Here is a 24,146-nt window from a genome sequence, read left to right on the forward strand (position 1 = left end):
GACGGCAAGGCGTCGCCGAGCTGATTAAGACTTAAAACTTGATTTGGTAACCCTCGGCCGTGGCGGGAACTTGCATTAATAAGGGCGCTAATTGCTGGCGAACTTTTTCATCCGGATTGAGATTAATCGTGCCGTGTGCCGCCCCCTGCCACGCCAATTGACCTTGGCCATTCACTGCAATCGCGCTGGCGCCAGCAGGTGAAATTTGCCATGTCGCCCCATCGGCCACCACCGCGAGCTGAGCACGCAAGGTGGTCATTGGCATGAGGCTTGGCACCAGCTGACTAAAGACCGGATCGAGCAATAGCTCAGCTTGTGCGCCGACTTGTTTTGAGAGATGCGCGCTACGCAAGGTGGCGCGGCCACCTAAACCCCATTGCGCCACTTGCGGAATAGCGCGAAAAACACCTTCAAGCGGCAAAGTCACATCCACTTGCTCGAGCGCCACGCCGCCAAAACCAACGAAAACGCGGGCTTGATTGTGAGTATCTAAGGCTTCGCTTTGCATTTGCCATGCCAATTGCCCAGTCAATAAAGCCTTAGGCAGAAAAGCCCAACGCAAATTTTGTTGCAACACCACGCCTTCTAAACCCACGGCGCTAGCGCGCCCATACCAAATGGTCCCTTGCGGCTGCACCACGCTCACATTACTCGGTAAAAACCAATTGATGGTACTTACCGGCATGCGCAGCACTAAAATCAATAGCAAAAAGAGCCCCGCAATGCTGATCCACAGGCCTCGCTGCTGGATTATTTTTCGCATTATTGACGCTCCAATACCAGCACCAAGCTCACGCTAGCGGCATCGGGCGTAATTTGAATGGCGGTAATTTTGGCTTGAACGCTATGGCGTAAAGCATTGGCCAACTGCAAAGCCTCGGCAATGCTTGGCAAATTACTCCGCACCTCAAGCTGTTGATTGGAAATCGAGCGCACATCGGCACTGATGCCTTTGCTGGATAATTCAGCAAATGTGGCCGAACGCAAATCCTGCGTACTGGCGGTACGCGAAGCAACCACCATGGGTTTACTACCACGCATGGCCATTAATTGGTTTTCCAGCTGTGGAATCTGCATTTGCAAGCGATTAATTTGCGCATTAAGCGGCGCATACACCGCAAAATACAACAAGCCGCTGATGACTAAAACCGCCCAAATCAGCAGCATTTTTCTCTCGCGGGGATTGCGCGCCAGCCAATAAACCCGCCAACGCGCCCAGTAGCTGTGCGCTTGAGCCAGATATTTTGTATACGCGCTCATTGCTCAACCTCAATCCGAATACGACCATCGCCCATCGACTGGCTCTTCATTTTGCTGCCTTGTGCCGTCAATTTAGCGATCAAAGGCGCTGATTTGCCCTCATTCATCACCATCTGTAATTTGCCGTCTTTCACGCTCAAGCTATCAACCCCCACTGCTAAATCAATTTGCCCAGCCAGTTGATACAGCAAATCCAATGCATCGCCCTGCCCAACGCGCCCAGTGGATTCACCGGCTTTTTGCTGACTTTGCCATTGCAAAATTGGGTCAACAATTGGCACCCCGGGATAGACACTGGCAAAGGTTTGTCGAATTTCTTGTCGCAAAGCGCGCTCTTGTCCTACGCTACTCCGCCACTCAATGATGGTACTCAGCAACAGCAACGCCACGCACACAAACAATAGGTATACCGCGCTACGCCATTGCTGCCAATGCATTGCTAACGATACATTAGATTTATTACTTTTAAAAAAGGACACACTCGCCGCATCGGGCGCAATTAAATCTGCCGTCGTCAGTGCCTGCCAAGTTTCATCCGGATACAGCGCAAGTAAATCGGCCTCGTTATCAAGCCAAGCATACTCACCGTGATGCGCCAACATCACGCCATGGTCGCTTGGCGCATAACACGCAGTCCCCGCTGGCAATAAAGCAAACTCCGGCACCCAGCGCGTCGCAGTCCATGCTTGGCTGGCCAGCCACTGCTGCACTTGATCGCAGCGCGATTGTTCGAGTAAATACACCCAGGTTTTACCGGCCACTGCCGGACTGGCGCGCCATATCAGTGAATCTAAAGCACCTAAAACCCGATCTTCCAGTGCTTGGCGAATCAATTTTTGCTGCTGTTTGGCCGCCACTGCAGGCAAGGTCAAGCAATGCACGGTGAGCCAGCACGCAGACAGCGCAATTTCATACGTGGCCGCAGCAGGCAAAACTGCCGACTGCCCTTGCGCCACTTGACGCCCATTGGCATCAAAGCCCAGCCAATCTTCAATTCCCAGCGCACCCTGAGCATGAAGGCGAACAACTACACGCGCTATTGTCATCAAAACCTCAAAACAAGGTGGATCGATACATCCACCACAAAAATAAATCCCAACTCATACGCTGATGTCGTATTAAGCCATTCGCAATCGTCGCAATCGGAATACGAAATAAGCAGCCAGCCAATGGCCTATATTGCGCGCCAATGAAATGCCTGAATAAAAATAGGAAATAGAGAATAAACGATTTTAATGAAGTTGATTTGACAATGCGGCGTGCGCCGCAAAATAAAATGCTGATTTGCTACTTTAGCGACAAGTATCGCTAGCCATAATTTGGATGAGTCATTGATGCAATCAACTAGCGACCCGAATATACCTAGGTATAAACGGGCCAATACCACGCAAATAGATCTTGATCCAGCGTGATTTAACCATTGCATCAGCAGCAGAAAAATCAATATTGGCCAAAAATAACAGCGAAAAGCTGCACCACCGATTTTAAGAAATGGCTTTAATTTTACGCGCCAAGAAAATCGCCAGCAAACCAGCAACGCAACTCAGAACACCAATCCAAGCATAATTGGCTAAATGGCCATCGCTTTGCTGCGTTAAAATTAATCCGGCCAGCAAAGAGGCCGCACCCGAGGCGAAGTTTTGTACTGCCGAATTAAACGCCATTAAGCGCCCGCGTAAATGCGGCTGAGTGGCTGCCGCCACCATCGTCGATGATGGAATAAAGCGGCCACTGACAAAAATAAAAAACAATACCGAAATCGCCAAATGCCAAGGCAAACTCACGGCTAAATTTTGCGTAACCAAAATAATCGGAATAAAACTCGCCAAGATTAAATACGCCACCACTTTTTTTGCTGGGTAACGATCGGTTAAACGGCCAATCAGCGGACGGCTAAATATCGTCGCCGCACCACCGACTAAATAAAAATACATTAAATCTTCGGGCGCCAAACCCACGTTGGCAATCAAAGTGGGGGCAATAAATGGAATCACCAAAAACCCCGATACCATTAGCATCGCGGTTAAACTCACTGCCCACCAATGATTAGGAACACGTAATAATTCGCGGTAATTATCCAGCCAATTAGCCGCTTGATTTAAGCTCGCCAAATGACCACGTACCGATGGGATATAACGAATAATCGCCAAGGCCACCATGGCGCAAATACCGGTTAAGACCAAAAATGGCAATCGCCAGCCGCTATGCGCTGCCAGCCATAAACCCAATGGCACCCCCGCGACTGCCGACAATGAAAAGCCCAGCATCACCCAGCTCATGGCGCGGCCACGGCGCTCAGGCGGAATTAAATCGCCAACAATGGCCAGTGAAATCGAGCCCAAAACGCCACCAAAGATCCCCGCCAATACCCGCGCCAACAGCAAGGTGACGTAGGAATCACTCAGCGCGCACGCCAAAGTCGCCAGCATTAATCCGCCGTAACAAAACAATAAAGCGTGGCGGCGATCAAAGCGGTCGGCTTGCGAGGACGCCAGTAATGCCGAGCAACCTGCAGCTAAAGAATACGACGAAACCAATAGACCAAAGTGAGCGGTATTGATCTGAAACTCCGCCATCAAATACGACGCCAGCGGCATCATAATCATAAAGTCAGCAATGGCAGTAAACATCACCAGCATTAAGGTGATCAGCATGGCAAATTCTTTACGGGCGGCGTTGGGCATCATCAAACCAAGACAAAAAGAGTGCTATGAGTCTACTCTCGCCAAGGATGATGACAATGGAGAATTACACATCACAGGGTATTGCCTGCCGCCCCTGATCTAGTATTAATTAGATCGCAATACCCAATATCTGGATTAACGCAGCGCCACAAACAAATTAAATACGCTTAATACTGAAATCAATGTTCCAACCAACCACAATAAAGTGCGCGCATTTAATTTGTGGCACAGCCATGCGGCAAACGGCGCGGCAAATAATCCGCCAACAATTAAGCCGGCGACCAATAACCAATGCTCCATTTCGGCCCACAACAAAAAAGCCCCCGCCGTAGAAAACGCGATAAAAAATTCTGCCGCATTCACCGTACCAATGGTTTTGCGTGGATCATTTCCGCGCCCGACCAAGGTCGACGTCACTACTGGGCCCCAACCGCCACCGCCAACGGCGTCAACAAAACCACCCAACAGCGCCAAAGGACTCACGTGCTTAATTTCACTAGAATGCGGCTTCGGGTGCGTTGCCAACCATGCTTTACGCAAAATATACAAACCCATCAGCAATAAATAAGCCGCGATATAGGGCTTAATCAAATGCCCATCAATACTGGTCAACAAATAAGCGCCCGCCACCCCGCCCACCACACCCGGAATCACCAAACGCCGAAATAGCGCCTTATCCACATTGCCAAATTTTAAATGTGATAAGCCGGAAAAACCGGTGGTAAACACTTCCGCCACATGCACCGCGGCCGATGCCGCTGCCGGACTGGCGCCAACGCCAATCAAAAAAGTATTCGAGCTAATGCCATACGCCATACCTAATGCGCCATCGATTGCTTGCGCGGCAAAGCCCACTGCAACTGCAGCCCAAAACTGCGGCGAGCTAATCACTTGCTGTGCCGCCAGTAGCAATTGATTGCCTAGCACCGCCGATTGCCCTTGCATCAGATGCTGAGCGATATAAACGCTAACCGCCATTGCAATCAGCAAGGTTAAACCGGCTAAGCGCTTGCTTTGCCACAAGCGGCGCTCGCTGCCGATGGCCGTGTCAAGTGGGGGCAAACCGATCTCTTGATGAAGTCGATTTTCTGGGCTGTCGCTTAAATCTGGATGACGAATTTTCATGGACTACGCCTCAAAGAGCAGCAAATAATTGAGCGCGAGTGTAAGGGTAATAAATAAAATCAAAAAGACTGTTTAGCAAAACCTAAATAAGGGAAAGTTCTATAGAATCATTCCCTGCGTCAACGTGCGGCTCACCGGACTGCACGAGCAATCCTCACGCGTAAAAAAGAAAAAACCGAGCAAGCTCGGTTTTTTTTGGTCTCATAGCGCAAGATTTATTCCGGCTTCACACTATCATGCCCAAGCACATTTTTTACGCTAGCTTGCTGTAAATCTTTTTCTGCTACATCGGCGGTTTTATCCACCCAGCCACTGGCTTTATCCGCCACATGGCCAGCAGCATCGCTGACTTTAGCGCCTAACTCACTGGCTTTTTGTTTGCTGGCATCTAAAGCTTGCTCAGTCGCTTGCGCGGCTTTAGCCCCTAACTCAGCCGCTTTTGCTGAAACCTCATCCGAGAGCCCGCCGGCTTTGTGCGCTAAGTCGGTCGCGGCTTGCTTGCTACTATCCCAAGCCTGATCGGCGGCGATTTTGGCCTTATCGCCGAGCTCTTCAGCACTGTGTACGGCTTGATCGGCCAGATCGCCGGCTTTATCGGCTAATTCAGATACTTTTAATGCCGCCTGCTCGGCAGCGGCACTCATCGACTGCTCTGCGGTATCAAGTAGGGATTTTGCTTTATCAAAAATACTCATCGTGATAACTCCTAGGGATCAACAAGAAAAAACCAAGCTAGATTCACCTAACGCCAAAATCAACGCCACATGAAAACATAACGAAAGCCTTGCTAAAGATATAAACCGTAACACAGCTGCATCCTTCTTGCGACGCATTACAAAAATACCGCAAGCGGCCGCCCGCAGCGTGCTTTAATCGTAGAACGGAAAGAAAAGGATTTACAGCATGTCACAACGTCTACTGATTACAGGTGGTACTGGCTTTATTGGCAGTGCCTTGGTGAAAGAGCGGCTGGCTGCAGGCGATCAAATTACGCTGTACAGCCGCCACCCGCAGGCGGCAATCGCCCAGTTTCAAGGACAAGTGAGCGCTTTTTCCGACTGGCAAACACTCAGTCCGAGCTGTGTTTTTGATGCCGTCATTAATTTAGCAGGGAGCCCTGTGGTCGGCCCACGCTGGTCTACAGCCCGTAAGCAGCTGCTGCTAGATAGTCGTGTGGGGACCACCGAGCACTTAATAACTTGGTTGGCCCAAGCGCAAACTCGGCCGGCGGTGCTTATCAATGGCTCGGCGATTGGTTATTACGGCTGCCGTGGCGACGAAGCGCTCGATGAAAGCGCGCCACCGCAGGCGGAATTTATGTCCGAACTCTGCCAGCAGTGGGAAGCCTCAGCAAACAAAGCCCAAGCACTCGGGCTGCGCGTGGTTTGCCTACGTTTAGGTTTGGTGTTTTGCTCACAACAAGACTCAGGCGGGGCCTTACCCAAACTGGTTTTGCCGTATTACTGGGGTTTGGGCGGCAAAATCGGCAATGGTGAGCAAGTGATGAGTTGGGTACATCGTGATGATGTGCTGGCGGTGATTTCACGGGCAATCAGCGATTTAAGTTTTAGCGGCGCTTACAACCTCACCGCGCCGCAGGCCCCCACGCAAGCGCAATTTGCCACAGCAGTTGGCCAAGCGCTACATCGCCCGACATGGCTCTTTACCCCAGCTTGGCTGATTAATACTTTAGCCGGAGAAATGGGTGCACTATTTACCCGCGGGCAACGCGTAGTCCCTCAGCGGCTAATTGCAGCTGGGTATAGCTTTAAATACCCTGATTTAAAAAGCGCGCTCGATGCATACCTAGGTAAAAAATAAATCCGTGGCCGTGCGACAAAGCTAACTCACAGCGGATCGCGCTGCGCCTGCCAGGCGCGATAAATTTTAAGCGCCACGTGAGCATCATCGGCGGCGTATTGTTTTTGCTTATCCGTCAGTGGCAATAAGGCCCAATTGGACGTCGAGATTTTTTTCGATTTTTGTAATTTTTGGCCAAAAAACTGCGCCACCGCCGTTTTAGCGCCAACATCACTGCGCGAATCAGTGCGTAGCGCCCGCGCCAAGTCCAGCACATGCTGGGTGGTAATCCCTAACTTGGCGAACAAGCGTTGCTGATCGTCGCCCAAGCCAAAACCCACTTTTAAAATCGATGTTGATTCCAAAATGGCTTGCAATGCGGGATAAGCTTCACCACGCCGAATCGGAAATAAAAACACCTTATCCTGTGTGGCCAGTTGAATTAAATGCGGGCCTTGCGAAACTTGCCCTTTCATAAAAACCGGTTTTGATTCGGTATCAAAGCCTAGCACATCGGCCGCAGCCAACTCACGGCTAGCGATTAATGCTTCAGCAGGCGAATTCACGACAACAATGCTGCGCGCATCAATGCCAATATAAGGGGGGAGTAAAGTTTCATCAGTCATACCGCCATGATAACCCAGCAGCGCGCAGTCAGCGGCTTCTGATCGAGCCAAGCCACAGTATTAGCAAAACAAAAAGCACTAGGTAATTGTCTTGTAACTTTACGCCTATCATCCTAGTCTGAATCAATCAATCAATCAATCTATGGGTTTAGAGGCGCGGTAATGAGCTGCAAAAAAATACTGCTAAAAATTTTATTTTTAATCAGCTGCATGGTTTTTTTGACTAGCTGTGTGAGCAAAGCGCCCCCCACACTCCGCGTTGGCATTAATGCATGGCCAGGTTACGAATTTATTTACTTGGCGCAAGAACTGGGCCTATATAAAAACATCGGCTTTGACGTTAAATTAATCGAATTTAACTCTTTATCCGATGCGCGTCGCGCTTTTGAACGTGGCCAAATTGATGCCTTAGGCACGACCGTGATTGAAGTTTTACAATCAAGAGAAAACACCGATAGATCACTGCAAATCGTCAGTATTAGTGATTATTCCGATGGTGCTGATCTGATTATTGCCAACCACAATATTCCTGATATCCAGAGTCTAAAAGGGAAAAACGTCGGCCTAGAACTATCTTCGCTTGGCGTCTATGTTCTCGCGCGGGCTTTAGAAAAAAATGGCCTAACTTTAAATGATCTTAATTTACAGTCATTAAACCAACAATCCCTCGCAGAAGCGCTACAAGCAGGCGAGCTCGATGCCATTGTGACCTACCCGCCGACCAGTATTAAGTTATTAGCCAATCCAGATTTTCATACCTTATTTGATACCAAAGCCATTTCAGGTGAAGTACTCGATGTCATTGCAATTGATGAACAATTCATTCAACAACACCCAGCTGCCGTCAAACAATTTATTGCGGCATTTGAAGCCGCGTATCAATACAGCTTAAGCAATCCCGATCAAGCCTACGCCATCATGGCGGCCCGCGAAGGAATCACTGCAGATGAATTTAAACAGGCATTAAATGATGGAATAAAAATGGTCAGCATGGCAGAACAAGCCGCTTATTTTAAACATAATGGCAAACTGGATGAAGTTATACTCCGCACAGATACAATATTAAGACAAAATCAGCAAATCAAAGGCAGCGACCAAACCCAAAAAATCATTTCGCCTTTAAGTCGACCTGAAACAAAATGATTCAATTAATTAAAGAAAAATGGCATAGATCATTAAACTTTAAACTACTATTCCCTTTGGCTTTTGCGAGTATTTTATTGGCAACACTCGCCATCACTGTTATTTATAAAACATCAAAAGATCAATTAAAATCAAAAATAGAAGAACGTGGTGAGTTGATGGCCAACACCATCAATTATGTTGCTGAGAGCATTACACGGCAAGGTGAACTAGCGCGAATTATTACAGCGCTCGGCGCAGAAGAAGGTGTTGAGATCATCATTATTGTTGATAGTGGCAGCAATAAAATAATTGCAGCAACCAAACAAAATCTGATCGGAAAAAATATCAACGACATTGATAATGAACAATTAAAAAAACAGTTAATTGAGCATGCCGACTTAAAAAAATCATACAACCTATTCACCCCAGAGCAATTTCAACATCTAATTATCAAGCCACTGTTACTTAGCAAATCAATCGACATAGAAAAAAATCAAGCTTTTATTTTCATTCAACTCAACACCGAGCAAGCACAAAAAGAAATCAACATCATTACCCTTCAGTTTTCGATCGCCTGTCTTTTAGGCATATTATTAATTAGTGGTCTTAGTTATTATTTATTTAGAAAAAACATTTTACAACGACTAGAGACTATTGAACGTCATGTCAAACAATGGGACAAAAATCGCAACATGACTTGGCACGAAGCACAGCAAGCCGATGAGATCGGCCAATTAGCCCAATCACTGCAAGTAGCAATGAGCACCACTGCCGTGGCTATTGCAACACTAGAACGCCAAACAAAAGAGTTAACTCAAAGCGAGATCGCTTTAACCCTCGCCAAAGAAACCGCAGTACAGGCCAATGAAGCAAAAAGTGAATTTCTGGCCAATATGAGCCATGAAATTAGAACGCCTTTGAATGCCATTCTTGGATTTTCTGAATTACTTGCTCATACACCATTAAGTTTAGAACAAAAAGAATTCCTACGATCAATCGACATTGGCGGCCAATCTTTATTAATCCAAATTAATGACATCTTGGATTTTTCAAAAATTGAGGCCGGCAAACTCACCTTAGAGAAAATTGATTTTGATTTTCGCTATTTAGTTGAAGATACGATTGATTTAATGTCGCAAAAAGCACGTGAAAAATCCATAGAAATGATTGGCATTATTGATTCATCGGTACCCAAAAAACTCAACGGTGACCCGAGCCGATTACGGCAGATTTTGCTTAATTTATTTAACAATGCAATCAAATTCTCTCATCAAGGTGAAATTGTTTTACGCATGCGCAGTACGCCATTAGCCCCTCCTTTTCACCGCCTACATATTGAAGTTAAAGACAATGGTATTGGGATTGGCGCGGCAGAAATCAAAACTTTATTTCAACCCTTTGTGCAAGCCGATGCCTCAACCACGCGCCGCTTTGGTGGCACAGGACTGGGTTTATCCATTTGCCGAAGACTCGTCGAGGCAATGCAAGGGCAGATTGATGTTATTAGCCAACCTAATAAAGGCTCAACATTTTGGTTTGAAATCACCCTCGAAGCCCACAATAACGAAGAAATTAACCCGCAAAACATCGCGCTTCACAATAAACACGCCCTCATTGTTGATGATTTACCCGCGAGCCGTGAGCGACTGAGCCAGCAATTAAGTGAAATGGGCTTCATCGTGACCATGATTAGTAATAGCTTTGATACCTTAGCCGCTTTAAGCAAAGCCACACACGCTTTTGACATTGCGCTGATCAGTAAAAATTTAGACTCCCATCGCAGTCAGCAACTCGCCACCGATATTCATGCTCTGCCTTTGCAGCACAACTTGCCGCTGATTTTACTCACCAGCAACAGCACAATTGGGCAAGCCGAATCGGCCAAAGCCGCTGGTTACGCGGCTTTTTTAAGTAAACCCATACGCAGCAAAACTTTATATAGCGCGATTGAATTAGTGCTCAATCAGCACAATGCGCCAGAGCAAGCTTTAGTGACGATACATCAAATTGGCGAACAGCTCGCCACCAAAAAACAGCATATTTTGGTCGTTGAAGACAACCCTGTGAACCAGCAGGTGGTGGTTAAAATGCTAGAAAAACTCAACTATCGTGTCGATATTGCCAACGATGGGGCACTCGGCGTCGCCGCAGTCGCCGCCCAAAATTACGATCTGGTGTTGATGGATTGCCAAATGCCCAATATGGATGGCTACGCCGCCACCGAGCGCATTCGTGCCACAGAGCAACCTGGCCAGCACTTGCCCATTGTGGCACTCACGGCCAATGTGTTTAAAGAAGACATTCTGCGCTGCCAGCAAGCGGGGATGGATGATTTTTTAAGTAAACCCATCACGCTCATCGCATTACAAACCGCATTAGATCGGTATCTTCAACCCGGCCCACCATCAGCACCTGCTCCGTCCTCTAGCAGCTAATGCGTGTTGCTTTAGCGGTTTAACTTCGTCGCGATCCGAGGTATCGCCACAACAAGCTTTTGAATAATCAATGCCACGCATATACCCCCATATCGCATAAATACATAACGCAAAAAAGCACGCATTGAGCGTGCTGTTAACTGATTAAACGTGGCATTGCTTTGATTTAACGGCAAGCCACGTTGCTAGCCTAAACCCGCTTAAGCCAAATAGCGCTGCGCCAAATGCTGACGGAAATAACGCGGATTGAGTGACTCTCCGGTTGCGCTGCGGATTAATTCGTCAGTATTCAGATGGCTAGCCTGCTGCCAAATATGGGTATTAAGCCAAGTGAAAATCGGTGCTAAATCGCCTTCGGCGATGCGCTGATCTAAATCCGGATAGAGGCGTCGTAATGTGGCAAAGTACTGCGCGGCATACATCGCCCCTAAGGTGTAGCTCGGGAAATAACCAAAGCTGCCATCGGTCCAATGGATGTCTTGCATACAGCCGTTTTTAAAATTACCCGTGGTATCTACGCCCAAATACGCCTGCATTTTTTGATCCCACAATGCCGGCACATCATCGGGCTCGATTTCACCATTAATCAAAGCGCGCTCAATTTCATAGCGCAAAATCACATGCGCTGGGTAAGTCAGCTCATCGGCATCCACTCGAATAAAATCGGGCTGAACTTGGGTGTAGATTTGCGCCAAATTGGCCGCGGTAAATGCCGCTTGCGGCCCCAAATGCTGCTCAATCAACGGCGTAATCAAGGCCAAAAAGGCCGGATTACGCCCCAACTGCATTTCAAATGCTAAGCTTTGGCTTTCATGAATTCCCATCGACCTTGCTCGACCCACCGGCAAATGGCGTGTGGCGTGCGGTAGGTTTTGCTCGTAACGCGCATGCCCAGTTTCGTGCACAATGCCCATCAAGCTTTGGCTAAAATCCGCCTCGGTATAACGCGTCGTGATCCGCACATCCTCGGCCACGCCACCACAAAACGGATGATGCGACACATCTAAACGCCCGGCGGCAAAGTTAAAACCCAATAGCGCCATCACCTCCACGCCCAAAGCGCGCTGCGCCTCAATGGCAAATGGCCCCGTCGCCGTGATACGGGTTTCAGTCGCTTGTTTGGCCATGGCTTGTTGAATCAGCTCGGGTAGCCAACTTTTTACGTCGGCAAAAATACGATCCAGCTCAGCGCAAGTCATGCCCGGCTCGTATTTATTCAGCAATGATTCATACGGCGACAAGCCCGTTTGATGGCTTAATAAAATCCCCTCTTCGCGCGCTAAACTCACCACCGACCGAAAATTGGCCAAAAAACCATCCCAATCGTTATTCGCTCTTTGCGTTCGCCACGCGTGCGAGCATTTTGATCCGGCCAAGGCTTTGGCCTCAATCAAACTGGCGGGCAGCAAATTGGCTAACTGCCATTGCCGCTGCATTTCTCGTAAACTGGCCTGCTCGGCGTCACTGAGTGGCTCGCGGCTCGCGGCAGCCAACAACTCGGCCAAGGTCGCATCGGTTAAGGTGCGATGCATCAATACATCCAATTCGGCCATCGCGGCGCCCCGTGCCTCATTGCCCTCCGGCGGCATCATCACCGCCTGATCCCACCCCACCATCGCGGCAAGATGTTCATAGCGATACAGTCGGGTAAATATCGTGACAAGCTGTTGGTAAGCAGTGGCGGGCATGATTCAATCTCAGAAAATTCAAAAAGTCTCCCGATCATGACAGTGCCAGCGGCAAATGCAATCGGTATTTATAGGCAGACGCCAAACATCGATCAACTGCATCACGACAATGGCATTTAACTCAGTTTGTTTATTGTTAAAATACATAGGTATATATACATATCCCTTTTAAAATAAGCCTTAGCGGCATATACATCAATTATCAATTAACTCATGGCTTCATTAATCTCTACCTAGCCAACACGTTCAATCATCTGGCAATCACCACGTTATCAGCCCCCACACGCCCAAGCAAAGGTGTAACCCCTAAGCCATCAAAAATAATGCCACATAGAAATGCTCAAAAAATAATATTCAGGCACAAAAAAGCCCTGTTAAAAAACAGGGCTTTTGAATTTTAAAAACTATCTCGCAAATTATTCCCACTCAATCATTAACAAGAAGTATAAGCTCATGATTTATTGAACAAATCTAAAAAGTAAAAAAATAAGACCATGAAAAATACCATGATCAGTTCATAGCGTTTTCGCCCCTCTAGCACACCTCAGTGCAAGCCAAGCAACTTAGCCTGCCAACCCCCAACCCGTCTGCTATAATCGTTTTTATTAAAAAACTTCAGTTTATAACTGTTTTTATGGCGGAGTAATCGATTTTATGGCTGAGATCGGGTATCAATGGCTATCGCTGACCTACAACGTGCATGCAGTACACCCACTGGCCGTACAGAGTGAAATTGGGCGTAACCGCTCCACGTCAAGTGACGGTGACATACGTTTTGAAGTATATCCAGAATCATACCGCCCTCTTGACACGTTTAGTGAGCAACTGGCGTTTGCTTTCAAATATGAAGGCATCCATCTGGAATTTCTAGCTCGGCTTTTTTCTCAAGTTTTGGCCAAGCAAGAGCTGGAACAATGGATTGCGCGAGAGCCAACGGGAAGTTATGCCCGCCGCGCCTGTTTCTTGTACGAATGGTTATTGGATGACAAGCTGGCTGCGCCGAATCTGACGCGAGGCAACTACATTGATGCACTTGACCCCGAGCTATATCTAGTCGGCACACCGATCAATTGCCCACGCTGGCGAGTTCGTGACAATCTGCCGGGCAATCGTGATTACTGCCCCATCATTCGACGAACCGCCGCCATTCAAGCCACTGAGACTTATGATTTGCCAGCCAAACTGGCCGAGCTGGAGTCAGACTTCGGCGTTGATCTGATTTTACGCAGTACAGTCTGGCTAACCGTCAAAGAAAGCCGCGCCAGTTTTCTGATTGAACGCGAACAAGAGAAAGAAGACCGCATCCGCCGCTTTGCAGCTGTTATGGAAAACGAATGCGGGCAACACGCCAATCCATTTACTGCTGATACCTTGAGCCTATTACAACGCGGCATTTTAGGTGAGATGGCACTGCGCTACGGCCTGCGCCGCTCCCCAGTTTACGTTGGGCATTCAGCTCACTATCAAGCAGTCGTTGATTACATCGCCCCGCATTGGGAGCAAACAAACGCCCTACTGTCTGGGCTTGCCCATTTTCTCGAACGCAGCCAAGGCACATCATCTATCGTGCGGGCCGCAGTCGCTTCTTTCGGCTTTGTCTATATTCACCCGATGGCAGATGGTAATGGCCGGATATCGCGTTTTTTAATTAATGATATTTTGCGCCGCGATGGGCTTGTTCCCGCGCCGATTATTCTGCCCGTCTCAGCGACCATCGCAGATAGCACGCAGGCACGCGCCGCGTACGACAAAGTGCTTGAGCGTTTTTCGCGCCGCTTGATGCGTAAATATGCCGATCAATACTATTTTGGCGAACCTGTCATCGCCGAGGATGGCGTTGAATACAATCTTTATTTCAGCGCTTATGACGATGCACTACCCGCATGGCGCTACCCCGACCTGACCGTGCACGCCGAATATCTTGCCAAAATCATCGACACCACGCTAACGCAAGAAATGCGCAAAGAAGCCCATTTTTTGAAAGCAAACGATCAAGCCCGCAGCGCCATCAAGCAATTTTTAGAAGCGCCAGATAATGAGCTGGACAGCATCATTCGCAGCATTCGACAGAATGGGAACGCGCTGTCTAACCAACTTTGCAAGAGGTATCCAATCCTTGCCGAAAAACCGAACATTGGTGATCGGGTTATTCATGCAGTGCAAGAGGCATTTGCTGATTAACCATGTAAACTATTTGCGGCCTACCTTACGGCAATGCTTGTTATCAAGCAATACGCATAAATCAGCAATCATTAGCACTTAGGAAATCTTGTATGGCAACGCTTATCCCCAGCTTAAACACCTGCCTGTCCCGAATGACGTCCGGTGAAAAGCGCTTTGCCCGCCGTCTTGAAGCTTTACTCGAAGATGATTACCTCTGCTGGTATGACGTGACGGTTGGCGTAAAACGACGACGCCCTGACTTTTTGATCCTCAATCCACTGCGCGGCGTTTTAGCGCTTGAAGTCAAAGACTGGAAGCTAACGAGTATTTTGACGATCAATCCCAATCTCGTGGAATGCAACTTCAATGGCAAGCTAATCAAAGAAGTTAATCCACTGCTTAAGGCACGAGACTTTATCAATGTCACCATTGATATGCTCAAAAAAGATCCCCTCTTAATCCACCCAGCAATCAGTCGTTACGCCGGTAAATTAGCCATGCCCTACGGCCACGGCGTGGTGTTGGCCAATATCACACGTAAAGACTTTAACGAAGCCAACTTGGCCGATGTACTTCCCGAGCATCTAGTCATTTGTCAGGATGAAATGACCGAATCAGCAGGTGCAGAAGCATTCCAAAAACGGCTGTGGGATATGTTTTTACAGCCCTTTCCCTGCCAGCTTACCCTACCGCAAATTGATCGGATTCGTTGGCACCTATTTCCAGACGTGCGTATTGTCTGCCGCCAAGGCGGCTTGTTTGATGCAGCACCGAGTAACACAACTCCAGAAGCAATGGCGATTCCCGATCTAATTCGCGTGATGGATGTGCAGCAGGAGCAATTGGCACGCAGTTTGGGTGAAGGGCATCGGGTGATTCATGGTGTAGCTGGTTCAGGCAAGACGATGATTCTGGGCTACCGTGCAGAATATCTCGCCAAAAGTGCGAACAAACCCGTGTTGATTCTTTGTTTCAACAAGGGATTGTCGCTAAAACTTAAAGGCTGGATGGAACATAAAGGCTTATCACAACAAGTTACCGTGCAAACGTTTCATAGCTGGTGCGGGGAAATGGCGCGAACCTATTTATTACCCAAATCCAATGCCAAACCCAATAGCACAGAATATTGGGAAGAAACCATTCAAGGGGTAATTGATGGGGTAAACCGCAATGAGGTTCCTGCAGGGCAATACTCTGCCCTTTTGATTGATGAAGGGCATGATTTCAAACCCGAATGGCTACGTCTAGTAGTGCAAATGGTCGACCCCGCAAGCAACGCCTTGCTGATGCTGTACGACAGCGCACAGGATATTTACCAGAAATCGAGCAAACGCCAATTTACGTTTTCCAGCGTCGGCATTCAGGCGCGTGGCCGCACCACCATTTTGAAATTGAATTATCGCAATAGCGCCGAAGTGCTCGGCGTTGCCTATGAATTTGCGCGCGACTTACTCTCGGCGCAGGACGCAGAAGAGGATGGCGTACCCTTGGTTCTGCCACAAACCGCAGGGCGACGCGATATAGCACCTGAATTTATTCAGTTACCAACCTTTAATGCTGAACTTGAAACCATTGCAAGAAAATTGCAGCAATGCCAAGAACAAGGCATTGAATGGCGCGATATGGCCGTGTTGGCTTATTTTAACTATCAACTCGATGCCATTCGTGAACATTTCAAACGCTGCCAGATTCCAGTTCAAACTGGATCAACCGAAGCCGCCAACGGCGTATCGGTACTCACTTTGCATGCCAGCAAAGGACTCGAATTTCCCGTGGTTGCGATTGCAGGTTTAGGCAGTCTACCCCATCAAAAAAGCGAAGAGTCCGAACAAGCCCGTGTACTCTACGTCGGTATGACCCGCGCAATGAATCAGCTTTATCTTACAGCCGACCGAGACTCTGTTTTTGCCCAAAAAGCCCGGGCGGCCTGCGAAAAAATTGCAGCATAAAGAAAAAGCCCGCATCGCGGGCTTTTAGCATTTCAGTGCCAATATTTACCTGTAGTTGCCAATCAATACCTGTAAAAAGGGCTCACTCCCACTCGATGATAAATGGCGCATATATAACCAAGTAGATCATATAGATACCACTGAGCCACTAGCTTAATACCAAGAAAAATACCATGCTTAGCTAAATATCTTAGCGGGTTAGCCTCAGGCTCAGGCACATAAAACCCACACACCATAAAAAACTCACACTGTAAGTTTTAAACCATTGTCTTGAAATGTAGCCTCCCCACCCCAACATCCAAAAATATCCATAGACAAAAGAGAGAGCATGGTGCCACGTACTATTACGCAAGGGTTCACTGACTTTCACGACAAGATCAAAACTTCAGCGGCTGAGTCTATCGCAGCCAAATCCCATAGGGCATCTATTGAGGCTTGCCTAAAAAATAACTTCGGTCTTTTAAGATTTGCAAGAATTGGTTCTTTCGGAAATGGAACAAATATATCGAGTTATAGCGACGTTGATTACTTGGCATGCCTAAACAATTAAAAAATAACTTCGGTTGTTTTTTAATTGAATTTAGACAAAAATCCAAATTAATTTACGAAAAAATTTAAACAATTAAAAAGTGTTTTATTATGGATATACCCACTAAGCATCAAGCAAGCCCAATCGAAAAAATCAGAAATTTAGTAGAAAATTCGACTGACCCTCTTCTAGATAAATCGCCAGTTCATGAGAATGACATCTTTGAAATTCTCTGGATGTTGGTAGGTTCCAACGTGGAAAAAAAACTGTGCGCAGATATTCCAATCTGGGCGATTGGATCGTTTACACATTTGAATTTCGCAAACGCGAGTACAAGTTGGAGGAATCTCCTCTATCCATCTTTAGATGGAAAGAAAGATGGAGTCACTGGTGCTGGATGGACAAATCAAGTCTTTGACTATTTTTCCGCCCCTCTCGAAGATAATTGGTTCCCCGCCGAATCGAGCACACAAGAACTAAGACTTCATGCCTATGGGAACTTTATTAGTGTCACCAACGGTGTTCATCGTGCAGTCGGAGCAGTAAATTATTTAGCTGCAATACAAGGATCCCGAACTGCTGTATTGCAAAAGGCTATGCTTACCTATCAAGAAATTGACCAAGAATTATTGACATTCTTAAAGTCGAAGAGCGGAACTGAAATTTATTTTTCTTGGGTCGAGGATAGAAATCGCGCAGCAGGTATTCGAATAATCTCGGCAACAAAGTTTGGCGCAGTCATTTATTACTATAAGGACCGAAAAATTTCGACTAAACAGTGGATTCCACTCCCCAACTGGGCATTGCCCTACCTAACTAAAGCCAGACTACTTAATAAGTGGCACAATGTAAAACAAGAATATCTATACATCTTGCTTCAAAAAAAATGGCTTCAGGATATATCAGTGTAGGGAGGGTCAAGGGGACGTGGAATAAATGTGGCGGATTTTTGCCACGTTTTATGCCGCGAAAGCCCCTTGATGCTCACGTAACGACCCTAAGCTTCAGGTGGAGTTAGGGGGCTGGTTTTGCCCCCTGACTACGCCGCCTCGCAAGCTAGAGCAGGGTTTGGGACAGCGTCCCAAGGTCTTAGCTTGTAAATTCCAAAGGCTGCGCTGCAACACGTCAGTCGGCACTAAACCATGACTTGTCTGAAAGATACAACAAGTAGTCTCCTGCTTCACATGAATCCTACCTGTCGTCAGTTGCAAGCACTCAATGCAAGTATTATTACCGTGCGTACTTTTAAATTGAACTGATTGGTGATTAGATATGAAAAATGAAAATACGGTGGATGCCCATTCGTGATTCGATGGCGTCACTTAGAAGCTGGTCAAGTTCATTTGAGATATGGACGGATTCCACCCCGATTTTCTAAGTTCAATGCGTAGATCTGTTGTTTTGGTCTCTTCTGCAATGGTGTAAGCTTTTTTTGCGTAATAGGCGCTGGCGGTAGAGATTAACAAGCTAATTCCGCCGAAAATTGCTCCAATGTACTCAGTTGCGCTTCCGTCTGCCATGCTGTTTCCTTTGTGGTTGGACTTGGTTTGCTAAACCTATAAATGAAAATGAGTAAATTGATATAAGAAATGGGTGTGGATCATGCCGCAACCAGTACGGATATCGGCACGTTTACAACGCCGCGCTCGCGTAGAAAGATCGAATAGTCGAATCAATCGGTATATGTGAATTCCACAAAGCCCCGCATTCGGGGCTTTTGCTTTTGGTGCTATCATGGCGACGAGGTTGCGGGATAACGGTAGCGCCCCAGCGGCAGACTTCTTGGCCGTAGGACAACCTCAGCTTTCTTCCTGTGATCCTTCGCATTTCATCACAGTATTTCATTGCTAATCATGGTTCATCTCTTAAACTATGAAAAATAAATCACCATATAAAAACAATCTAAGGCGCTTTAAAAGCGTCAAAGTACGTAATTCCAAAAAATTTACGGATCAAAGAAAATCACATTGGATTGATACCTTTATCAACAGAGGGAGCGCGATTGCTCAAATTGGCACTCTTGCATTGGCTTGCTTTGGATATTTCTACACGGTTATTCCTGTTTTTCAGAACCAAAAATTACAGGAGGACAATGCTAGATTACAAATCGACATTGAGAAGAAAGAAAGTGTATTGGCAGAACTACAATTTAAAAAAGATGATCTTTCATCAAAATTCGATCGACAAAAGTCGACGCTCAATCAGCTTGCCCTAGAGCTTAAAAGTAGTATATCAAACCTCAAAGATGCTCAGATTCGAAAAGTGGACGCAATGAGTCAGGCATCATTAGTAAAATCTCAATTAAATGATGAGCTGGATAATCTTGATAGTGCACGATGGAAGATTGTATTCTCAGATTTAAGTTTACTATTGGCATTTGCTGAGTTGCGCGCATATCAAAAATTGTCTGCAGCTATGTATGAAGAAAAAAATGGCTCTCAGTTTATTAAGAACGCCAAGAACGCTTTAATTGACCCAGCTTCTATTCTTAAGGAAGTAATAGAAGCTTCAGCCAAAAACAACAAGTACATTCCTCTTGAATATCATAAGAAAATCGAGGAGCATTTAAATGAAAACAAAGAAAAATTAGCCTGTCCCGCTCCAGACTTCGACGTCTTAGCGACAAATTATGAAGCAGAGTTATTACAAGTTGAAAGTATAGTAAAGAAAGAAGCCGAAGACGAAATCGAGCGACAAAGAGCCGTCGCTAAGAATGAAGGAAAACTTCTTATTGTTGACAAAGATGACTTAAGTAGAGTAATGAAATCAATTAGACTTGGGAAAGAATTCGACATTCGTAATAAATACAGAAAAGAAATATACAATTATCGCGACACTTGCAGTGCCATCATTAGAAGCTACACCGAGAAATTGAGAAGTAACTTTAACTTCAAAGATTAAATAATATTAATAATGATAGTAAAAGACTTCGGGTATCCGTATTTTGTGGTTGATGATTCAGAATTGGTCTTGTCGTGAATCATCAACCACGCTTACGACGCTTCCATCTAAGTTCAAAATCTGAGGGGATTTCAATGGTAATATGGTCGGTTCGCTCACGCAGAACCTTCCTCAGTTTGTTATTGCCAACTACATGCATAGCAAAGCCGGGCTTGCTGCTAAGGCAGTTTTTCCCCTTGATGTCTTGGCTGTAAAACGCATAGCCACGAACCGATTGCGTATCGCGCTCCACAGCCCAAAAGTAGCTTTTTTCGTCAATGATTTCATCGGCAGTAACTGTTTTTATCCATGATTGACCTGTGGGTTGTGCCACTATGAGTTTTTACATGGCGCAAAAGTGTGTCAAGGCTGCCAAGGTGATGTAGTTTATGGCTCAACTGATGATGAGTCTTCATTTTCAGGGAGTTTTGGGGCTTTTGTATTTGGAGGGCTTGCAGCTATTATTTTATATGCGTTGCCATTTTTATTAAATGTAAAATTTGAATTCAATTTTGCATTAGGATGGGGACTAAGTGCCATTTGGGGTTTTGGGATTATCGCGGCATTTCAATTGTTGGAAAAATTTATTGGTCAACAAAAGCGAATGCATCAAGAGCACATCTTGTTCACACTTTTTGCCGTAGTTCGATTATTAACTCTTACTAATTTATTCAAGGGAAAATGCAACATATCTCAGCACTTATGTTGCTCCCCTAAAGCTTCATTCTAATTCAGAACTTCTCCAAAAAAGTTCATTTACCGATTGATGTGCTGTTCTACTATCACGAACTAGCATGGCATCTTTTTTGGTGTTATTGGCTTTACCTTCTTTAGAATTATTCAAATAATTTGCCAAAACAAGGCTTCTTTCTACTTCCCTCTTCGATAATATTTCTTTCAGTTCTTCATATTTATTTGATTTTGCTATTTCGTAAGCAACATCAACAAGCCAACTTCCATGGTACTGCGTAAAAACTAATGCACGCTCATAGGCGCTCATGCGTTTTTTATCATCTTCGATTTCTACCTCACCCGTTTTTGCCAATAATTCTGCCAATTCAATAGAGAGCCGAAAGTAAGCATTGGCTGAGTCTTGCTCTGCATAGAGACGCTCAGGAAACATGAGCGAATTTATTGGGGCAATGTGACCATTAAGTGCATCGGTAGTACCTGTTACTAACCAAAACGCATACTTCGGATATAGCTTCGCTATAACCTCAAGCATGTCGGTGGTTGGGCGTTGAAGTCTGTTTACTGTCTTTCTCCAGCGTTGTGAACTTATTCCCGTCTTTTTCTCAAGGGCTGACCAATATCCATGCGGCTCTCCCTCCTCCTTAAGTATCAAAATCATTCGGTCTTCAATTGTGCTTGACATAGCTGTAGCCTCGTAGATATGATCCAAACAAGACAAATGATCTAAATAAGAACATACGTCTTGGGCTGTAGGTGAATTATGTGCGACAAACCATGATTTGCACAGTTACAGCTGCAATTTTTACAGTTCAACGCGTGACTTGCCGCCCGCCCGCAGCCTGCGAGGACGGGACGGCCAAGGTAAAGCGATGAACTCAGTGAACAAAATTTTCCGATGTTGACCTTCTCTTACTAAAAGGAATTAGAAATGAGCGTAGCTGCTGATCAAAAGTTGAATCTGAAGCCAAATCAAGCCCTGCTATATGGCCGTGTAAATTCTGTGCGTCGCGCTGATGAGTACACCTATTCTGAAATTACGCTACCTGCCGTTGATCAATACACCCCACCACACTCTGTTGAAGTTCGCTCAAAAAAACGTCTTGGCCAATCCGGCGATACCGTTGAAATTCTTGTTAGCTGCGGTGGGTATCGCGCAAAAAGTTTTCAATATTTAGACAAAGAAACAGGCGAAAAAGTAACTCGCAAACCTGTTGTGAATCTCTATTCTGCGATCGAAGATTAATCGCCATGAAGTCCCGCAGCCCAAACCTGTCATTTAGTCCTGAGGCAGTCCGTCAGCGCCAAATCGCGAGTGAATTGGCATTTGTTGATGGCATTTTGGCGAAGATACATACCTCGCTTCATCAAGGGTTGCACCAAAAATGGAAAGCGTTACGCGGTAATGATGGTGTAGGGCTGCGTTTTGCAAACACATGGTTGCGGGAGCAAGCTACAAAGTGGCAGCAAATCCCATTCTCACCAGATTTGTCAGCCGATGAAGATGAATTACGGAAATTAGCAAAAATTCGTGCCGATGAAATGATGCAGGTCTATGGCAAAGCAAGAATTGGCTTATCCGGAGGGGCATTAACTTCATCACCGAATGGCAGTGGTGATTTTAAGTTTTTAGCCGGGTTATGTGGCATTAACGAATTTGATCAAATTGGCATTAAATGCCTGACGCTAAAGCTGAGCAAAGTGGCAGGAAAGTCAGAAGAAACATCAGCAGCTATCGTCATTAATCATGCTACTGATAAGTATGCCGCACAGGTAAAGGCAAAGCATCTTGATGGAGCCGTTCAGCGGCTTTGTGATCCTCAAGTGTGGAAGCGAAATTTGAAAGTCAACCAATTCCGAGCACTTGAGCACGAGTGCATTCGTTTAGGAATGGTTAACAAATCCGCTGCATGCTATGTCTCCAATGAACAGTTGCAGCGCTACCAATCGCAATGCCAGCGCAACTTGCAAATACTTGAAAATACCCTTGCTGTGAATGATCTTGGCGAAGAATTAACGCTAGCAGATATTGTTGCTGGCCCAGAACAAAAGATCGCCGAATTAATGTGTCGTACGGCTGGCTTAGAAGAAATCGCCCGAACTTTGGGTTATGTTGGTTTATTTCTAACAGTTACATGCCCTTCAAAATTTCACGCCCAAAAGCTTGATAAAACAGGCAAGCACTCATTTGACAATCCGAATTATGACGGTTCCAGTCCCCGCGATGCTCAAGCTTATCTTTGTAAAGTATGGTCACGTTTGCGAGCCGCACTATCTGACAACAATATTGAATTGTTCGGTATCCGTGTTTGCGAACCGCATCATGATGGTTGTCCACATTGGCATTTACTTCTTTTTGTCGCACAAGAGAAACGTGCTCGCACGGTTAGATTATTTCGCAAATATTTTCGAAAGATGGATAAGCACGAACCTATGGCTTGGAAGCACAGATTCACAGTAAAAGACATCGATTTTAATAAAGGTAGTGCAGCTGGATATTTAATAAAATACATATGCAAGAACGTGAATGGCCAAGGAATGACCGATTCGCAAGGATTATTATATAAAGATTTTGATTCTGGTATTGACGTTGTTAATTCAGCTTTTCGTGTAAAAGCGTGGGCAAGCTGCCACGGATTTCGCCAGTTTCAATTTATTGGAACTGCACCTGTCGGAGTTTGGCGAGAATTAAAACGTATTGAAGGATTGACTAGTGATGAATTTTCTACTGCTGCGAATGCGGCTGAATCAAATAACTGGGCTGAATTCACAAGAATAATGCAAATTGATCGCAAAGTTTTATTGAAGAAAGACAATGGATTAAATAAATATCGTGAACCAGTACAAAAAGTAAAAGGTTTAATTGACGTAGAAACAGGTGATTCAATCATTACACGAGAACGTGAATGGGAAATAGTTTTTGGTGGTGGCTCTGCTTTTGACCTTCCTCGGAATATTTTAAATAACTGTAGATTAGAAAATCAGGTCGATTCATTAGAGCAACAATCTCTTTCTTCTCCGCTTCATTTCGATGCATCTGAAAAAAAACAGCAGTTATTAGTGCCACTGCAATTATGCAATTTTAAATCTAATGGGCGCAATTCCAGTCCACCTTTACGGCTTGGGGGATAA

At 46.0% G+C, this 24,146-nt stretch carries 22 protein-coding genes; 11 read left to right on the top strand and 11 right to left on the bottom strand.

The genetic code is table 11. The features are described from left to right. Positions 1 to 31: 31 nt before the first annotated feature. The 4 genes from gspN to HQN60_RS01170 form a co-directional block, all read right to left on the bottom strand. On the bottom strand, positions 32 to 763 hold the full coding sequence (gspN, locus tag HQN60_RS01155; RefSeq protein WP_173531961.1) for a type II secretion system protein N: 732 nt from the start codon (positions 761 to 763) through the stop codon (positions 32 to 34). Further along, complete coding sequence (locus HQN60_RS01160) at positions 763 to 1,260, bottom strand: type II secretion system protein M (RefSeq protein WP_173531962.1); 498 nt, start codon at positions 1,258 to 1,260, stop codon at positions 763 to 765. Before HQN60_RS01160 ends, gspN begins: the two co-directional genes overlap by 1 nt. Continuing rightward, positions 1,257 to 2,306 (bottom strand): type II secretion system protein GspL, encoded by a 1,050-nt coding sequence (gene gspL, locus HQN60_RS01165; protein WP_173531963.1) that lies wholly within the window; start codon positions 2,304 to 2,306, stop codon positions 1,257 to 1,259. Before gspL ends, HQN60_RS01160 begins: the two co-directional genes overlap by 4 nt. 438 nt (positions 2,307 to 2,744) lie before the next feature. Beyond that, complete coding sequence (locus HQN60_RS01170; protein ID WP_173531964.1) at positions 2,745 to 3,914, bottom strand: MFS transporter; 1,170 nt, start codon at positions 3,912 to 3,914, stop codon at positions 2,745 to 2,747. Here HQN60_RS01170 and HQN60_RS16300 point away from each other — a divergent pair. Then, a complete protein-coding gene (locus HQN60_RS16300; protein ID WP_256435135.1) occupies positions 3,913 to 4,047 on the top strand; it encodes a hypothetical protein in 135 nt (44 codons plus the stop codon). The genes HQN60_RS01170 and HQN60_RS16300 overlap by 2 nt on opposite strands. Before the next feature lie 32 nt (positions 4,048 to 4,079). On the opposite strand, the gene HQN60_RS01175 is transcribed toward HQN60_RS16300, so the two are convergent. After that, positions 4,080 to 5,069, bottom strand: a complete 990-nt coding sequence (locus tag HQN60_RS01175) for a sulfite exporter TauE/SafE family protein (RefSeq protein WP_173531965.1) — start codon at positions 5,067 to 5,069, stop codon at positions 4,080 to 4,082. A gap of 215 nt (positions 5,070 to 5,284) precedes the next feature. Continuing rightward, complete coding sequence (locus HQN60_RS01180) at positions 5,285 to 5,764, bottom strand: hypothetical protein (RefSeq protein ID WP_173531966.1); 480 nt, start codon at positions 5,762 to 5,764, stop codon at positions 5,285 to 5,287. Between the two features lie 208 nt (positions 5,765 to 5,972). On the opposite strand from HQN60_RS01180, the gene HQN60_RS01185 reads away from it, so the two are divergent. Continuing rightward, complete coding sequence (locus tag HQN60_RS01185) at positions 5,973 to 6,890, top strand: TIGR01777 family oxidoreductase (RefSeq protein WP_173531967.1); 918 nt, start codon at positions 5,973 to 5,975, stop codon at positions 6,888 to 6,890. 26 nt (positions 6,891 to 6,916) lie between these two features. Here HQN60_RS01185 and HQN60_RS01190 read toward each other — a convergent pair whose 3' ends face one another. Next, positions 6,917 to 7,495, bottom strand: a complete 579-nt coding sequence (locus HQN60_RS01190) for a 3'-5' exonuclease (RefSeq protein WP_173531968.1) — start codon at positions 7,493 to 7,495, stop codon at positions 6,917 to 6,919. A 231-nt stretch (positions 7,496 to 7,726) separates the two neighbouring features. Here HQN60_RS01190 and HQN60_RS01195 point away from each other — a divergent pair, with 231 nt between their 5' ends. Together HQN60_RS01195 and HQN60_RS01200 are read left to right on the top strand one after the other, a co-directional pair. Further along, positions 7,727 to 8,638, top strand: a complete 912-nt coding sequence (locus tag HQN60_RS01195) for an ABC transporter substrate-binding protein (RefSeq protein ID WP_173531969.1) — start codon at positions 7,727 to 7,729, stop codon at positions 8,636 to 8,638. Beyond that, on the top strand, positions 8,635 to 11,055 hold the full coding sequence (locus HQN60_RS01200) for a hybrid sensor histidine kinase/response regulator (RefSeq protein WP_173531970.1): 2,421 nt from the start codon (positions 8,635 to 8,637) through the stop codon (positions 11,053 to 11,055). Before HQN60_RS01195 ends, HQN60_RS01200 begins: the two co-directional genes overlap by 4 nt. A 200-nt stretch (positions 11,056 to 11,255) precedes the next feature. Here the strand turns inward: HQN60_RS01200 and HQN60_RS01205 are convergent, their stop codons facing one another. Further along, positions 11,256 to 12,743, bottom strand: a complete 1,488-nt coding sequence (locus HQN60_RS01205; protein ID WP_173531971.1) for a carboxypeptidase M32 — start codon at positions 12,741 to 12,743, stop codon at positions 11,256 to 11,258. A gap of 654 nt (positions 12,744 to 13,397) precedes the next feature. Between HQN60_RS01205 and HQN60_RS01210 the strand changes: the two genes are divergently transcribed. The 3 genes from HQN60_RS01210 (at position 13,398) to HQN60_RS01220 (ending at position 18,295) form a co-directional block, all read left to right on the top strand. Continuing rightward, positions 13,398 to 14,924 (top strand): Fic family protein, encoded by a 1,527-nt coding sequence (locus HQN60_RS01210; RefSeq protein ID WP_173531972.1) that lies wholly within the window; start codon positions 13,398 to 13,400, stop codon positions 14,922 to 14,924. A gap of 92 nt (positions 14,925 to 15,016) precedes the next feature. Continuing rightward, entirely contained in the window at positions 15,017 to 16,855 is a 1,839-nt protein-coding gene (locus HQN60_RS01215) for a DEAD/DEAH box helicase (RefSeq protein ID WP_173531973.1), read from the top strand. Positions 16,856 to 17,494: 639 nt separating this feature from the next. Beyond that, positions 17,495 to 18,295 (top strand): hypothetical protein, encoded by an 801-nt coding sequence (locus tag HQN60_RS01220; protein ID WP_173531974.1) that lies wholly within the window; start codon positions 17,495 to 17,497, stop codon positions 18,293 to 18,295. A 411-nt stretch (positions 18,296 to 18,706) separates the two neighbouring features. Here HQN60_RS01220 and HQN60_RS01225 read toward each other — a convergent pair whose 3' ends face one another. Then, complete coding sequence (locus HQN60_RS01225) at positions 18,707 to 18,904, bottom strand: hypothetical protein (RefSeq protein WP_173531975.1); 198 nt, start codon at positions 18,902 to 18,904, stop codon at positions 18,707 to 18,709. A gap of 352 nt (positions 18,905 to 19,256) precedes the next feature. Here HQN60_RS01225 and HQN60_RS01230 point away from each other — a divergent pair, with 352 nt between their 5' ends. Next, a complete protein-coding gene (locus tag HQN60_RS01230; RefSeq protein ID WP_173531976.1) occupies positions 19,257 to 20,285 on the top strand; it encodes a hypothetical protein in 1,029 nt (342 codons plus the stop codon). An 82-nt stretch (positions 20,286 to 20,367) separates the two neighbouring features. On the opposite strand, the gene HQN60_RS01235 is transcribed toward HQN60_RS01230, so the two are convergent. Beyond that, the gene (locus tag HQN60_RS01235) at positions 20,368 to 20,658 is read right to left on the bottom strand and encodes a hypothetical protein (RefSeq protein WP_173531977.1); all 291 of its coding nucleotides are present in this window, start codon (positions 20,656 to 20,658) and stop codon (positions 20,368 to 20,370) included. On the opposite strand from HQN60_RS01235, the gene HQN60_RS01240 reads away from it, so the two are divergent. After that, entirely contained in the window at positions 20,650 to 21,054 is a 405-nt protein-coding gene (locus tag HQN60_RS01240) for a hypothetical protein (RefSeq protein ID WP_173531978.1), read from the top strand. The two genes, HQN60_RS01235 and HQN60_RS01240, sit on opposite strands and share 9 nt — an antisense overlap. Here the strand turns inward: HQN60_RS01240 and HQN60_RS01245 are convergent. Further along, entirely contained in the window at positions 21,046 to 21,699 is a 654-nt protein-coding gene (locus HQN60_RS01245; RefSeq protein ID WP_173531979.1) for a hypothetical protein, read from the bottom strand. The two genes, HQN60_RS01240 and HQN60_RS01245, sit on opposite strands and share 9 nt — an antisense overlap. Positions 21,700 to 21,945: 246 nt before the next feature. Between HQN60_RS01245 and HQN60_RS01250 the strand changes: the two genes are divergently transcribed. Both HQN60_RS01250 and HQN60_RS01255 read left to right on the top strand, forming a co-directional pair. Beyond that, entirely contained in the window at positions 21,946 to 22,260 is a 315-nt protein-coding gene (locus tag HQN60_RS01250) for a hypothetical protein (protein WP_173531980.1), read from the top strand. Between the two features lie 5 nt (positions 22,261 to 22,265). Next, a complete protein-coding gene (locus HQN60_RS01255; RefSeq protein ID WP_173531981.1) occupies positions 22,266 to 24,146 on the top strand; it encodes a replication endonuclease in 1,881 nt (626 codons plus the stop codon).

Origin of the sequence: Deefgea piscis (assembly GCF_013284055.1) — a bacterium.
In the GTDB taxonomy this organism is placed as follows: domain Bacteria; phylum Pseudomonadota; class Gammaproteobacteria; order Burkholderiales; family Chitinibacteraceae; genus Deefgea; species Deefgea piscis.